The 13,572-nt window shown below is 52.4% G+C and carries 13 protein-coding genes and 1 pseudogene; 13 read left to right on the top strand and 1 reads right to left on the bottom strand.

Features of this window, described 5'->3' with window-relative positions; genetic code table 11:
* Positions 1-9: 9 nt before the first annotated feature.
* The 6 genes and pseudogenes from HV157_RS05440 to HV157_RS05415 all read left to right on the top strand — a co-directional run bounded on the left by HV157_RS05440 (position 10) and on the right by HV157_RS05415 (position 2,320).
* Positions 10-348, top strand: coding sequence for a phage head closure protein (locus tag HV157_RS05440; RefSeq protein ID WP_182063647.1), 339 nt, complete (start codon positions 10-12; stop codon positions 346-348).
* The gene (locus HV157_RS05435; protein WP_182378415.1) at positions 345-794 is read left to right on the top strand and encodes an HK97-gp10 family putative phage morphogenesis protein; all 450 of its coding nucleotides are present in this window, start codon (positions 345-347) and stop codon (positions 792-794) included. Before HV157_RS05440 ends, HV157_RS05435 begins: the two co-directional genes overlap by 4 nt.
* Entirely contained in the window at positions 791-1,138 is a 348-nt protein-coding gene (locus HV157_RS05430) for a DUF3168 domain-containing protein (RefSeq protein ID WP_182378413.1), read from the top strand. The genes HV157_RS05435 and HV157_RS05430 overlap by 4 nt, the downstream gene beginning before the upstream one ends.
* A gap of 59 nt (positions 1,139-1,197) precedes the next feature.
* Positions 1,198-1,617: pseudogene (locus tag HV157_RS05425) on the top strand (phage tail tube protein); the annotation flags it as partial.
* 32 nt (positions 1,618-1,649) lie between these two features.
* The gene (locus HV157_RS05420) at positions 1,650-2,033 is read left to right on the top strand and encodes a phage tail assembly chaperone (protein ID WP_001549114.1); all 384 of its coding nucleotides are present in this window, start codon (positions 1,650-1,652) and stop codon (positions 2,031-2,033) included.
* Positions 2,034-2,041: 8 nt separating this feature from the next.
* On the top strand, positions 2,042-2,320 hold the full coding sequence (locus HV157_RS05415; RefSeq protein ID WP_060570049.1) for a DUF4035 domain-containing protein: 279 nt from the start codon (positions 2,042-2,044) through the stop codon (positions 2,318-2,320).
* A 20-nt stretch (positions 2,321-2,340) separates the two neighbouring features.
* Here the strand turns inward: HV157_RS05415 and HV157_RS05410 are convergent, their stop codons facing one another.
* On the bottom strand, positions 2,341-2,760 hold the full coding sequence (locus HV157_RS05410) for a hypothetical protein (protein ID WP_060570048.1): 420 nt from the start codon (positions 2,758-2,760) through the stop codon (positions 2,341-2,343).
* Positions 2,761-2,845: 85 nt separating this feature from the next.
* Here HV157_RS05410 and HV157_RS05405 point away from each other — a divergent pair, with 85 nt between their 5' ends.
* Genes HV157_RS05405 through HV157_RS05375 form a run of 7 tightly spaced genes read left to right on the top strand, consistent with a single transcriptional unit; the run spans position 2,846 to position 13,539 of the window.
* A complete protein-coding gene (locus HV157_RS05405) occupies positions 2,846-6,310 on the top strand; it encodes a phage tail tape measure protein (protein ID WP_182378411.1) in 3,465 nt (1,154 codons plus the stop codon).
* A 2-nt stretch (positions 6,311-6,312) separates the two neighbouring features.
* On the top strand, positions 6,313-6,651 hold the full coding sequence (locus HV157_RS05400) for a phage tail protein (RefSeq protein ID WP_058683958.1): 339 nt from the start codon (positions 6,313-6,315) through the stop codon (positions 6,649-6,651).
* Positions 6,648-7,406 (top strand): phage minor tail protein L, encoded by a 759-nt coding sequence (locus HV157_RS05395; protein ID WP_016240208.1) that lies wholly within the window; start codon positions 6,648-6,650, stop codon positions 7,404-7,406. The genes HV157_RS05400 and HV157_RS05395 overlap by 4 nt, the downstream gene beginning before the upstream one ends.
* Positions 7,407-7,408: 2 nt before the next feature.
* Positions 7,409-8,119: a C40 family peptidase gene (locus tag HV157_RS05390; protein WP_023296258.1), complete on the top strand. Its 711-nt coding sequence runs from the start codon at positions 7,409-7,411 to the stop codon at positions 8,117-8,119.
* Positions 8,119-8,703 carry a tail assembly protein gene (locus HV157_RS05385; protein WP_182378409.1) on the top strand — a complete coding sequence of 195 codons (585 nt, stop codon included), beginning with the start codon at positions 8,119-8,121 and terminating at the stop codon, positions 8,701-8,703. Before HV157_RS05390 ends, HV157_RS05385 begins: the two co-directional genes overlap by 1 nt.
* 52 nt (positions 8,704-8,755) lie before the next feature.
* The gene (locus HV157_RS05380) at positions 8,756-12,592 is read left to right on the top strand and encodes a phage tail protein (RefSeq protein ID WP_182378407.1); all 3,837 of its coding nucleotides are present in this window, start codon (positions 8,756-8,758) and stop codon (positions 12,590-12,592) included.
* The gene (locus tag HV157_RS05375) at positions 12,592-13,539 is read left to right on the top strand and encodes a DUF6453 family protein (RefSeq protein WP_048959833.1); all 948 of its coding nucleotides are present in this window, start codon (positions 12,592-12,594) and stop codon (positions 13,537-13,539) included. Before HV157_RS05380 ends, HV157_RS05375 begins: the two co-directional genes overlap by 1 nt.
* The last annotated feature ends 33 nt before the right edge of the window (positions 13,540-13,572 follow it).

Here is a 13,572-nt window from a genome sequence, read left to right as displayed (position 1 = left end):
GAGGGGTTTATGCAGGCAGGAAGACTGAGAGACAGGGTGATAATTCAGAACATCACCACATCCAGAGATCCTTCTGGTCAGCCTGTTGAATCATGGCATGACGGCGCAGAAACCTGGGCAGAAGTAAAGGGCATCAGTGGGCGTGAGCTGGTAGCCGCTGGTGCTGAAACCGCAGTAGCCACTATCAGGGTATGGACACGATTTCGTAGCGATATTACTGCAGCGTCCAGAATCAAGGTTGTCACAGGCCCGCTCAAGGGGGCTATTTTGAATATCATTGGTCCGCCTATCCCTGACTCTCGTGGTGTTCAGCTAGAAATTCTTTGCAAACAGGGTGCCGAAAAATGATTGAGACGAGCCTCGATTTTTCCGGGTTGAATGATATCGCAAAGGACCTTGAGGCGCTTAGCCGCGCTGAAAACAACAAGGTTCTGCGTGATGCCACTCGCGCCGGTGCCGAAGTGCTGAAAGAAGAAGTGATCGCTCGCGCGCCGGAACGCACCGGGAAACTGAAAAAAAATGTGGTAGTGGTGACCCAAAAAAGCCGCCGACGCGGGGAGATTTCATCCGGTATTCATATCCGTGGCGTTAACCCGCGCACCGGCAACAGCGATAACACGATGAAGGCGAATAACCCGAGAAACGCCTTTTACTGGCGATTCGTAGAAATGGGCACCGCGAAAATGCCTGCACATCCGTTTGTGCGACCCGCTTACGATACGCGCGAGGAAGAGGCCGCCAGCGTCGCCATTGCCAGGATGAGTCAGGCTATTGATGAGGTATTGAGCAAGTGAATGAAGATAATATCTACGCCTTGCTTTCTCCCCTGGCAGAAGGACGGGTATATCCCTATGTTGCGCCATTAGATAGTGACGGGAAACCGTCGGTCACTCCACCCTGGATTATCTTTTCCATCGTCGATGATGTTTCCGCTGACGTGATGTGTGGCCAGGCAGAGAGCAGGGTTTCCGTTCAGGTCGATGTGTATGCCACAACGATCACTGAATCACGATCCCTGAGAGATTTGGCGCTCGCATCGCTTAAGCAGTTAAACCCTACAGAGGTGGTAAAAATCCCCGGATACGAGCCAGATTATCGGCTCTACCGTGCCACCCTGGATTTTAAAGTTACCCCCTGACAATTAATTCACCCAACGAACCCGCCTGATGGCGGGTTTTCTTTTTCCAGGAGACAGCTATGTCTGCACTTTATGAAAAATCGCAGCTGACGAAGATCCTTATTTCCTCCCTGCCAGCCACCAAAGAAACGATGGATTCCGCAACCTTCCTCGATCTGAGTTGCACCATCAAAGAAATTCAGTTCACCGGTGGTCAGAAGCAGGATATCGACGTAACAACGCTTTGCTCGACCGAGCAGGAGAACATTAACGGCCTGCCTTCTCCGTCAGAAATCTCTCTGTCCGGAAACTTCTACAAGAATCCGGCGCAGGACGCCTTGCGTGATGCGTATGACAACGATACGACCTACGCTTTCCAGGTGATCTTCCCTTCCGGCAAAGGCTTTAAGTTCCTGGCTGAAATCCGCCAGCACACCTGGTCTTCCGGTACCAACGGCGTAGTGGCGGCAACGTTCTCCCTGCGCCTGAAAGGTAAGCCTGAAAACATCGAGTCTGGCTCCTGAGAGGTCGCATGAAGAATATTAAAAATCTCGCCCTGGCTAAGATGTCGGGTTTTCGTCATAAGACGGTCGCCGTTCCTGAGTGGGAAGGCGTCAAAGTGGTTCTCCGTGAGCCATCCGGTGAAGCCTGGCTTCGCTGGCAGGAAGTGGTGAAAGCGGGTGCTGATGATGAAAATGTGTCGGTATCGGAAAAGGCACACCGTAATCTTTGCGCTGACGTGGTGCTCTTCATTGACGTCCTGTGCGACACCGATAAGCAACCGGTATTCAGCGTAGACGAAGAAGAGCAGGTGCGTGAAATCTACGGCCCCGTCCATTCACGCCTGCTCAAACAGGCGCTTGACCTGATCAACAACGCGGACGAAGCGCGGGAAAAGTCTCAACCCCCGGCGTAAAGTTTCTGATGTCGCTTGCGCTCCGGATGGGGCGCACGCTCTCAGAGCTTCGGCAGAATATGACGGCAAGCGAGCTTCTGATGTGGATTGAGTACGACAGGCAAAGTCCGGTTGGCGATATTCGCGGTGACATTCAGGCCGCCCAGATCGTCTCTGCCATCTACGGTTCGCAGGGGGCAAAAGTACCGCTGGACGATGCGATCCTGCGCTGGGGTGGTGAGGAGCAATCAGAACCGAATGACCCGTTTGCAGGGCTTGAGGCGGCTTTAATTGCTGCATCAAATTAGGGCGGTAAACCGCCCGTAACTTAGTTTATTTGCGATAATATAAAAACTATAAAGCCTATAAGGATTATAGCCCCTATAACTTTACCTATGTTCTCTGCTACATTTTCTGTCTGCTGTGCCTGCGCATTCAATTCTGAAGTTTTATCTAAAATGGTATCAGTAATAGCGTTAAATTCTTCGGAAAGAGTATTGTAAATAGAAATTTGAGCCTCTTCCGGCTCATTTTCAAAAAATTCGTTGATGACATCATTGCTCTCAAGTGTGGCTATGTGAATATTCTCACCTAAAGAGGATATATAATCAAAATAATCACACTGAGTTTTTGCTAACCCTCTAATTTTTAATCTGTTAGGCTTATAGGAAAGCGTTCCGTCTTCCTTTTCCCTAACTTCGTAGTAGTCATCCGGGTTGCCGGGAACTTCAAAGTTCAAGCTCAACATATATGTCTCCATGTGCAAAAAAAAGCCAAGCCTCTGAGTTGTTAGTCCAAGTGGCTATTCTATTTTCATTATTAAGGTACAAGAGATGGCGGCTCTACGCGAACTAATAATTAAAATCTCCGCGAACTCTCAATCTTTCCAGAGTGAGATTGCTCGCGCCTCACGAATGGGTGCAGATTATTACCGAACCATGCAAAATGGAGGGAGGCAATCAGCAGCCGCTGCCCGCGAAAGCGAGAGGGCACTTTCTGATCTTACTAAGGGATTTGCATCAGCAGGGAAAGCCGCCGCGGCTGCTAGCGCAGCGTTTGCTACCGGGAAAATTGTTCAGATCGCTGACGAGTGGAACTCCGTAAACGCGCGACTCAAGCAGGCATCATCTTCTGCTGACGATTTTGCAGCTTCTCAGCGTCAGTTGATGGAGATAAGTCAAAGAACTGGGACGGCGTTCGCAGATAATGCAAACCTTTTTTCCCGCGCTGCGGCTTCAATGCGTGAATACGGGTATAGCTCCGATGAAGTCCTGAAAATTACCGAAGCTGTTTCTACCGGCCTCAAACTTTCGGGGGCTAACACCCAGGAAGCGAGTTCTGTTATCACTCAATTCAGCCAGGCGCTGGCACAGGGCGTTCTTCGTGGCGAGGAGTTTAACGCTGTTAACGAATCCGGTGACCGCGTTATCCGCGCACTTGCCGCCGGAATGGGCGTGGCCCGCAAAGACCTCAAGAGCATGGCCGATCAGGGGCAGCTTACGATTGATAAGGTTGTTCCAGCTCTGGTAGGCCAGTTAGATAATTTGCAAGATGAGTTCAAAAGCTTACCACAAACGGTTTCTGGTTCCTTGCAGAAGGTTACTAACTCATTCATGCAATGGGTTGGCGGCATTGATCAGGCTACCGGCGCAACGGCAGGTTTGTCTGGCGGGCTGGATAGTTTAGCCCAAACTCTGGATGCGTTCACTTCTTCAGCTGTTAGCGGTGCCTTGAATGACGTTGCTGACAATATGTCCACAATAACAACAGTGGCTGGGGCGCTTGTTGGTGTTGGGCTGGCAAGATATCTCAGTGGAGTGGTAACTAGCGCCACGAGCGCTACCGGCGCGCTAATTTCTGCGGCTAAGTCAGAGGTTGCACTTGCTGTTGCGCAAGATAAAGCGGCTCAGTCTGCTGTTGCAGCTTCAAGGGCTGAAGTTTACCGTGCTCAGCAAGCAGTACAGAGTTCAAGAAGTGCAGATGTTCAGGCAGCTCAGCAAGAAAAAGTCGCAGCAGCTGAAGCAAAAGTTACAGCAGCTCAAGCCAGACTGACTACCGCTCTTGCAAGTGGCACCGCTACGGAAAAAGTCAGGGCCAGAACTGCACTTGAGCGTGCACAGGCAGGGCTGGTAGCAGCTAAAAATGCCGACGCCCAGGCTGTCGCTGAAAGGCGTTTGGCTTCAGCTCAGGCTGCCTTAAACCGGAACCTTGCAAACCGTGTTTCGGCTCAAAGCAATCTCAATAGCGTGACATCCGTCGGCACTCGGCTCATGAGTGGTGCACTTGGTCTCATCGGTGGAGTTCCTGGTTTGGTTATGTTGGGTGCAGGAGCCTGGTATGCGATGTATCAGAATCAGGAGCAGGCTCGGCGTTCTGCTCAGGAATATGCCAGTCAAATTGACGAGATACGAGAAAAAACCTCCCGCATGTCTTTGTCTGAAACAGACGATAATAGGGGGAGGACTGTTGGTGCTCTGGTAGAGCAAAATCGTCTGATTGATGAGCAAGCCAAAAAGGTTGGTGAGCTGAAGACCCAGATCGATGATTTGAATGCATCGCGTGGAAAACCGGGCATTACCAGCGAGAACGATGCAAATATACTGAGAGCGATAGCTATTGTTACGGATCAGCTTGCTGTTGAAGAGGGAAAATTAAATGACATGCGAGATAAATCTCGCGGCATACAGCAGGCTCTCGAAGAAATTGAACGGCGTCGTAATGATTTAATTCGCGAACAAGCCTGGCGACAGAATGCGGTATATCAGTCGATGATCATGATGAATGGTCAGCATACTGAATTTAACCGCCTGTTGGGGCTGGGTAATCAGCTCCTTATGGCTCGTCAGGGGCTGGCTAACGTCCCGCTCAGACTTCCCCAGGCCGACCTCGACAAAAAACAAACTGATGCCCTCGAAAAGAGCCGCCGGGATCTGGAGTTGTCACGCCTGAAGGGTGAGGACAAAGAGCGTTTACGGCTGAGTTATGCCGCTGATGATCTGGGATTAACCAGTGATCCTCAATTCCAGACAGGCCGTCAGGAGTTGATTAATAACGGCCTGGCGGAATGGCGGAATAATGAGGCCAACAAACCTAAGGCGAAGGGAGGCAAAACTGAAGGCGAGAAAACAGAGGATGTATATAAGCGCCTTATCAAGCAGCAAAAAGAGCAGATCGCCCTGCAGGGTCAGAATACTGAACTGGCGAAGGTTAAATTTCAGGTCAGCCAGGGGGAGCTTGCTTCTCTGACAGAAGCCCAGAAAAAGACGGTATTGCAGAATGCAGCGCTGATTGACCAGGTTAAATTGCGTGAGCAACTGCGAAATTACGAAGCCAACCTTGCCGACAGTAACGCCAGCGCCCGCGCAGCCAATGAAGCGCAACTGCTGGGATACGGGCAGGGAACCAGGTTCCGTGAAAGACTTCAGGAGCAGTTCAATCTGCGTAAGGAGTTTGAGCAGAAGAATACCGATCTTCTCCGCCAGCGTCAGGCTGGTGAAATCGACGAGACGTTCTATCAGCAGGGGCTGGCACTTAATAAGCGCTACCTCGAAGAGCGCCTGCGCGACCAGGAGGGATATTACGCAGCTTCTGATGCGCAGCGTGACGACTGGATGACGGGACTGTCTGAGGGTTATGCGAACTGGGTGGACGAAGCTACTGATTATTCTTCCATGGCCGCTGACGGCATGAAGCAGGCCATGGGTGGCGCGGTCACCACGATCACCGACATGCTCAATGGCAACGTTGACAGCTGGAAGGACTGGGGCGTGAGCGTACTGAAGATTATCCAGAACGTTCTGGTGAACATGGCTGTTGCTAATGGCGTCAGCTCAATTGGATCACTGTTCAGTTTTGGTGCCTCGTCAGCCGCAACCGCCAGCAGCGGTACCGCTATTCAGAATGCTGGCGCGAACTTTACCTTTAATGCAAAGGGTAATGTTTACGACTCTCCGTCCCTGAGCGCTTACAGCAATGGCGTTTTTCAGACACCTCAACTGTTTGCTTTTGCTAAAGGCGCAGGGATTTTCGGCGAGGCAGGTCCTGAAGCAATCATGCCCCTCACGCGGGCACCTAATGGTGATCTTGCCGTTCGCGCAGTGGGGATGCCGCAGGTTTCTGGTGGCGTGCCTTCAGTTAACTTTGGCGATATCAATATTCAGGGCGGATCATCCCAGGCGGCCAGTCAGGGAACAGCCGGTGCCGCTGGCAGACAATTGAAAGATGCCATCACTGGCGTTATTAACGAGCAGGCCAGCATGCCGGGCTCGCCTCTGTGGCGATTAATCAAGGGAGTTTAACCATGGCAGTCGAAACCTTCAGCTGGTGCCCAAAGGTTGCCTCTCAGGTTGATACAAGTTTTCGTACCCGAAAGGCGCAGTTTGGCGATGGCTATACACAGGTGGCCGGGGACGGCATCAACCCGGTAACACCTCAGTGGAGCGTGAGCTTTACCGGCGACGAGGCTTACATTCAGGCCATTAAAAACTTTCTGAACAGACATGCAGGGTGGAAGTCATTTATCTGGAAGCCACCGCTTGATCCTTCAGGTTTATGGCGCGCGGAATCCTTCCAGATATCTACCCACGGCAACAAAAAATACACCCTCAGCAGCACATTCATACAGGCATACCATCCATGAGTATTTCATCTGATGTCCAGAAACTGGAACCGGGTAAGCGCGTCCGCCTGATCGAGGTGGACGGCTCAGCGTTCGGTGCGGGTATTCTTCGCTTTCACAACGAGACAATCCCGCATACCGAGGCGGAAATCATCGCCGCAGGCGGCGACGAGTCAAAACTTGAGCCGAAGTCGGTGTGGTGGCAGGGGCAGGAGTATGGCGCGTGGCCGTATGAACTGACCGGCATATCTGTAAGCAGTGACGGCCAGAGTTCACGGCCGTCACTCACTGTTGCAAACATCAGCGGTACGATTGGCGCGCTGTGCCGCAGGTTTCAGGGGATGGCTAAAGCAAAGGTGATCATCCATGACACCTTCGCTCACTACCTGGACGCAAGAAATTTTCCTGGCGGGAACCCGACTGCGAATCCCAACGAGGAGCGCAAACAGGTTTATTACATCGACCGTAAATCAGGGTCAGACGATGAAACCGTAGAGTTTGAGCTTTCAAGTCCAGCCGATTTGCGAGGGCAACTCATTCCGACCCGGCAAATTCAGCCAATGTGCACGTGGTGCATGCGGGGCTGGTACAAAACCGGGAACGGCTGCACCTACGCCGGGCAAAACGGCTGGTTCGATAAAGACGGCAATCGGGTGGACGATCCTTCACAGGATGTTTGCTCCGGATTGCTGTCAACGGGCTGTAAACCTCGCTTCGGAGAGAATGAACAGCTGGATTATGGCGGGTTCCCAGGCGCTTCACTTCTGAGAGGATAATCATGCGCGACAAAACAGTTAGCGCCATTCTGGCCCATGCCGCCGCATCCTTCCCCGAGGAGTGCTGTGGCGTGGTTATTCAGAAGGGGCGGGTGGAGAAATACATCCCCTGCAAAAATAATGCTGAGTCGCCGACTGAGCAATTTGAACTTAATCCTGAGGATTATGCGGCCGCCGAAGAGCAGGGCACTGTGGTGGCGATCGTCCACAGCCATCCCGGCGACGGGGCAACAACTCAGCCGAGCGAGCTCGACATGCTGATGTGTGATGCCACGGAACTGCCCTGGATTATTGCATCGTGGCCGGAGGGCGACATTCGCACCGTCATGCCTCGCGGAGACCGTCCCCTCACAGGGCGCCAGTTTGTACTCGGGTATGCAGACTGCTGGTCTCTCATCATGGACTATTTCCGCATCGAGCACGGCATTGAACTGCCCAACTACAGCGTAGATCGCCACTGGTGGGAGCAGGGTGAAAACCTCTATATGGATAACTGGCAGGAATGCGGTTTCCGTGAGTACGACGGTCCCGCTCAGCCAGGTGACATGGTTATCATGCAGGTTCAGTCCACCGTCCCGAACCATGCCGGGATTTTGCTTGATGGCAACATGCTACTGCATCACATGTATGGCCAGCTAAGCCAGCGTATTCCCTACGGTGGCTATTACCGTGACCGTACCATCAAAATTCTGCGTTATAAGGATTTGATGTAATGGAAAGAAAAACCGTTATCAAACTCAGCGGCTCAATGGCTCAGCGATTTGGCAGGACACATCGCCGTGCACTAACGTCCGCCAGCGAAGTTTTCAGGGCGCTTTCTAACACCATTGACGGCTTTGATGCTTATCTGCGTGAAGCTCGGGCAAAGGGACTGGATTTTGTTATTTTCCGGGATCGTCGCAATATCGGGCTCGAAGAGTTTGAACTCCTGGGGCCGGGTGATGAGTTAAGAATAATCCCTGTGATAAGGGGTAGTAAAAGAGCTGGAGTTTTCCAGGCGTTGCTCGGAACGGCTCTGGTCGCTGCTGCCATATGGATGCCGGGAGTTAGTATCGCAGCAAGTAACCTCATGTTTTCCGTTGGTGCCGCAATGGCCGTTGGCGGTGTAGTGCAAATGCTCTCTCCTCAGGTTTCAGGTCTGCGAATGCGTCAGGAACCTGATAACAAACCCTCCTATGCGTTTGGTGGTCCCGTTAACACGACGGCATCTGGCAATCCCGTCCCCCTGCTTTATGGGCAACGGGAAATTGGCGGCGCCATTATATCCGCCGGGGTTTATGCAGAAGATCAGCAATAAACAAAACCACGTACTGCAAGCCACCTGACGGTGGCTTTTTTATGGACGCGATATGACGACGACAATCATCAAAGGCCGCGGCAAAGGTGGCAGCAATCAGACCCGTACGCCTGTTGAGGCACCAGACAGCATTCAGTCCATTGCAAGGGCAAAGGTGCTGATTGCTCTTGGGGAGGGGGAGTTCGCCGGCGGGCTTGATGGTAAAAATATTTTCCTTGGCGACTCATCTTCATACACCCCTCTCCAGAACGCCGACGGAAGTTACAATTTCAATAATGTAAAATACGAGTTCCGTTCCGGTACTCAGGACCAGGATTACATTCAGGGCTTTCCGGGCATTGAAAACGAACTTCAGGTTTCATATGAGCTGAAACAGGCTGTACCGTATGTTCGGGCGGTATCCAACACGCAGCACTCTGCGCTGCGAATTCGCCTGGGATGGCCAACTCTTTTACTCCAGAAAAACAACGGTGATAAAGTCGGCACCCGCGTCGAGTATGCTATCGATCTGTCGGTCGATGGCGGGCCGTATGAAACGGTGGTTAACGGTGCTGTTGATGACAAAACCACGTCGCTTTATGAGCGCAGTCACCGCGTCAATCTTCCGAAAGCCTCGACTGGATGGCAGTTACGGGTTCGCAGAATCACGCCGGATTCCACGAGCGTGAATATCGTCGACACCATGCGCGTTGTGGCCGTTACTGAAATTATTGACGCCAAACTTCGCTACGTTAACACAGCGCTGCTGTATGTAGAGTTTGACGCAAAGCAGTTCCCTAATGGCATTCCTCAGGTTGTGTGCAATCCGAAAGGGCGAATCATCCGTGTACCTGATACTTATGATCCCGAAACCCGCACTTATTCTGGTACATGGGAGGGCGTATTTAAATGGGCGTGGACGGATAACCCTGCCTGGATTTATTACGACATCATTCTGAACGAGCGCTTCGGGCTGGGTCAAAGAATCGATGCGACTCAGATAGACAAATGGGAACTTTATCGCATCGCCCAGTATTGCGATCAACTGGTACCAGACGGCAAGGGCGGCAGCGGGACGGAGCCTCGTTTTCGTTGCAACGTTTATATCCAGGACCGTAATGACGCCTGGACCGTACTTCGTGACCTGGCGGGTATATTTCGCGGCATGACGTACTGGGGCGACAATAAGATGTATGTCCTGGCTGATATGCCACGGGATGTGTGGCACATCTATAACCACGCCAGCGTTGTTGAAGGAAAATTTACCTTTGCGGATCCGAGTGAAACCACCCGAAACACTGCCGCGCTGGTGAACTGGTCAGACCCAGCCAACCACTATAAAGACACGCCTGAGCCTGTTTACGATAACGATCTGGCCATGCGCTTCGATTATCGTCAGCTCGAAATGACTGCGATCGGCTGCACCAGGCAGTCAGAGGCAAACCGGCGGGGGCGCTGGGCGCTGCTCACTAACGGTATCGGCGAGGTGGTGACCTTCAGCACGGGCATGGACGTTCCCCCCGTTGGTGAGGTGATCGGCGTGGCAGCTAACGAGCTGGCCGGAAGAACTATCGGTGGCAGGGTGAGTGCGGTTAACGGCCGCAACATAACCCTCGATCGAGCCGCTGATGTGAAGGCCGGGAACCGGCTGTTTTTGAATCTTCCGTCAGGCACAGCTCAGGCCAGAACGGTCCAGGCCGTTAACGGAAACACAGTCACTGTCACCACACCCTACAGCGAAACGCCGGAGGCTGAATGTAACTGGGGTGTGGACTCTGACGATCTGTTTATAGCGCTTTTCCGTGTTACGGGAACGCGGGACAACAACGACGGTACTTTCGAGGTCACCGGGACGACTTACAACCCTGATATCTATTCCGCTGTTGATACCGGCGCAAGACTGGACGAGCGGCCAGTCAGTGTCATTCCCCCAGGGGTTCAGGCTCCCCCAGGAAATATCGTCGTAGACAGTTACTCTACGGTTAACCAGAACATTGCGATTACCACCATGCGCGTTGCCTGGGATGCTGTTCAGGGTGCAGTTGCGTACGAGGCGGAATGGCGGCGTGACAGCGGCAACTGGATTAGTGTGCCCCGAACGTCTTCTCTCGGCTTTGAAGTGCAGGGTATCTACTCGGGTCGCTATCTGGTCCGCGTCAGGGCGGTGAACGCCAGCGACGTTTCATCAGTGTGGGCGACATCACCAGAAGTAAATCTTACTGGTAAAGTGGGCAATCCACCGAAGCCGGTTGGCTTTATCGCTTCTGAAAACGTGGTATTCGGTATCGAGCTGAACTGGGGATTCCCGGCGAATACCGACGACACGCTGAAGACCGAAATTCAGTACAGCCTGACCGGTACCGAAGACGATGCGATGCTGCTGGCCGATGTGCCTTACCCGCAGCGCAAATATCAGCAGATGGGCCTTAAGGCTGGGCAGATTTTCTGGTACCGCGCGCAGCTGGTGGACCGCAGCGGCAACGAGTCCGGATACACCGACTGGGTGCGCGGACAGGCGAGCATCGATGTTTCCGATATCACCGATGCGATCCTGGAGGAGATTAAAGATTCCGAGGTATTTAAGGATCTGATTGAAAGTGCTGTAGACAGTAGCGAGAAACTGGCCGAGCTTTCTGATGCAATTAAGGAGAACGCCGATGGGCTGGCTGCAGCAGTAGGTTCGAATAAGCAGACAGCAGAAGCAATCATTGGCAACGCCCTGGCTATTGCTGATGTTGTTGTGCGCCAGACTGCGCAGCAGGGGGCTAACTCTGCGACATTCGAACAGCTCCGGGAAGTGATCGCTACTGAGACGGAAGCACGCGTCACGGATGTTACTCGTCTTGAGGCACAAACTGCACAGAATGAAGCGGGTATTACTGATGTTCGCCAGGCGTTAGCAACGGAAACTGAAGCTCGCGCTTCTGCGGTAAGTCAATTGACGGCTGCCACTCAGGCCGCATCTGACAAAGCTGATTCAGCAGCTGCTGTAGGTGCTCAGAATACAGCATCAATCACTGACCTTAGCCAGGTTGTCACGGACCTCGATTCCTCAATGGCATCACGCCTGGAAGAGCTGGGTGCACAAACTGATAAGGCCAGCGGCGGTATTCAGAACAATGCTATCGCGCTGATCACCAGTACGCTCGCGCAGGTTAACCAGCGCAACCTCCTGAGCGTCCAATATGGAGATAACAAAGCCAGTATCGATCGAGTAGACAATGTGATGGCCGACGCCAGTAAAGCTGTCTCTGAGTCATTGCGCGTTTTGGATTCCAGCACCGGTGGGAACACGGCGAATGTCACTGACTTGTCGAAGACACTTGCTGATTTTACCCAGGCATCTGCTACGCAAATCAATTCGCTAAAGGTCACGGTTAACGGTCAGTCTGCAGCGATTGTCCAGAACAGCCAGGTATCAGCGGACATCAATAACAACCTGAATGCGATGTACAGCATCAAGGTCGCTGTTGATTCTAATGGTAATCAGTATGCAGCAGGGATGGGGATTGGTGTTCAGAATACGCCATCTGGAATGCAGACGCAGGTTCTCTTCCTGGCTGACCGCTTCGCGGTTATGACCCAGGCAGGCGGCGCCGTGACTCTTCCGTTTGTTATCCAGAACGGACAAGCCATCATCCGGGACACAGTAATTGGTGACGGGACGATCGGTAACGCCAAAATCGGCAGCTATATTCAGTCTTCAACCTGGGACGGAACCGGGAACGTCGGCTGGCACATCAACAAATCTGGTTATGCGGTTTTCAATAATGTGACGGTTCGTGGCGGGGTTTACGCTCAAAATGGGCAGTTTGGATTTACCAACTCAACAGGAGGAGTCACGATCAATAACAACGGTGTCACTGTCAATTTGTCGAACGGTGGGCGTATTGTTCTGGGGGAATTTTGATGGCCAGGGGGCTTTATATTGATTTGAATGACGGGCGTCCGGCAATGACCATCACTGCCGGAATGAAATGTCCGTCTTATGGTGGGGAGGCTGTGGAGGCGTGGGGCCAGCAGACCATGACTGTTCAGGGCTATGTTGCCGGAGCGACCCCTTTTTTCATTCCATCAAACTCTGTTGTGAATGTGACTCGCTCTCCGAATCTGATAACCACGATTATGGTTCTCGATGGGATAACCAATAACGGCAACGGAACCCTGACTCAGAGCGTCTGGTCATCAGATGGCTGGGGGAAAGATAAAACGTTTCCCGGCACAGTCTGGCAGATTTTACCCGCAGGGCAGAGTGGAAACCGTGGTTTGCTCATTGAGGATTCGACAGACTTTATTGCGATCACTGATGTCAGCCGTGTTGCTTCCTGTGTTTTCAGTGGAACGGTCAATGTAAATGGTACTTACGCACTTCCCGCCAAAGGGCTCGTTTTTGCCCGCTGGAATGACAGCGCAGCTACGCTTGAATGTGATGGTAATAATATTTACTCCCGGCAGGATTACACGGGCTATGACGATATTGCCCGTTCTGTGAATGTCGATATTGCGATTTTTGCGGTTCAGGCTCCGGTGCCAGGGAGGGGATTAAATTTCATCAACGCCGCTGGTCAGTGCACTTTTTCTACCACCCGCCGTCCATTTATATTCCGCAATCAGTTTTATTCACCGGGCAATAGCTGGGTCGATATTGGCAACAGCATGATTGCTCTTGGTTCCTATGGTTTCAACTCTTCAGTTGCCAGCGGGTGGTGCAACATGCGTTCTAAGGGACTGGTTATGAGCGGGAATTCTGTAAAAGGTGGAAATGGCCGTGTCCGTTCCCGATGGACCGACAGGTATTCTGTAACCGGCGAGAGATATACCGGAATGAGTATTCCCATCATCCCCGCAATGTACTGACACAACCTCACTAACAAGCCCCGCCATGGCGGG

The sequence above is a fragment of the Enterobacter sp. RHBSTW-00318 genome, assembly GCF_014101375.1.
Taxonomy (GTDB): domain Bacteria; phylum Pseudomonadota; class Gammaproteobacteria; order Enterobacterales; family Enterobacteriaceae; genus Enterobacter; species Enterobacter ludwigii.
This window is presented reverse-complemented; position numbering and strand designations above follow the sequence as displayed.

What these genes read in the sequence shown, in the direction of transcription:
- HV157_RS05440 (WP_182063647.1), top strand. Translation starts at nt 10, where the DNA reads ATGCAGGCAGGAAGACTGAGAGACAGGGTGATAATTCAGAACATCACC.
- HV157_RS05435 (WP_182378415.1), top strand. Translation starts at nt 345, where the DNA reads ATGATTGAGACGAGCCTCGATTTTTCCGGGTTGAATGATATCGCAAAG.
- HV157_RS05420 (WP_001549114.1), top strand. Translation starts at nt 1,650, where the DNA reads ATGAAGAATATTAAAAATCTCGCCCTGGCTAAGATGTCGGGTTTTCGT.
- HV157_RS05415 (WP_060570049.1), top strand. Translation starts at nt 2,042, where the DNA reads ATGTCGCTTGCGCTCCGGATGGGGCGCACGCTCTCAGAGCTTCGGCAG.
- HV157_RS05410 (WP_060570048.1), bottom strand. Translation starts at nt 2,760, where the DNA reads ATGTTGAGCTTGAACTTTGAAGTTCCCGGCAACCCGGATGACTACTAC.
- HV157_RS05405 (WP_182378411.1), top strand. Translation starts at nt 2,846, where the DNA reads ATGGCGGCTCTACGCGAACTAATAATTAAAATCTCCGCGAACTCTCAA.
- HV157_RS05400 (WP_058683958.1), top strand. Translation starts at nt 6,313, where the DNA reads ATGGCAGTCGAAACCTTCAGCTGGTGCCCAAAGGTTGCCTCTCAGGTT.
- HV157_RS05395 (WP_016240208.1), top strand. Translation starts at nt 6,648, where the DNA reads ATGAGTATTTCATCTGATGTCCAGAAACTGGAACCGGGTAAGCGCGTC.
- HV157_RS05390 (WP_023296258.1), top strand. Translation starts at nt 7,409, where the DNA reads ATGCGCGACAAAACAGTTAGCGCCATTCTGGCCCATGCCGCCGCATCC.
- HV157_RS05385 (WP_182378409.1), top strand. Translation starts at nt 8,119, where the DNA reads ATGGAAAGAAAAACCGTTATCAAACTCAGCGGCTCAATGGCTCAGCGA.
- HV157_RS05380 (WP_182378407.1), top strand. Translation starts at nt 8,756, where the DNA reads ATGACGACGACAATCATCAAAGGCCGCGGCAAAGGTGGCAGCAATCAG.
- HV157_RS05375 (WP_048959833.1), top strand. Translation starts at nt 12,592, where the DNA reads ATGGCCAGGGGGCTTTATATTGATTTGAATGACGGGCGTCCGGCAATG.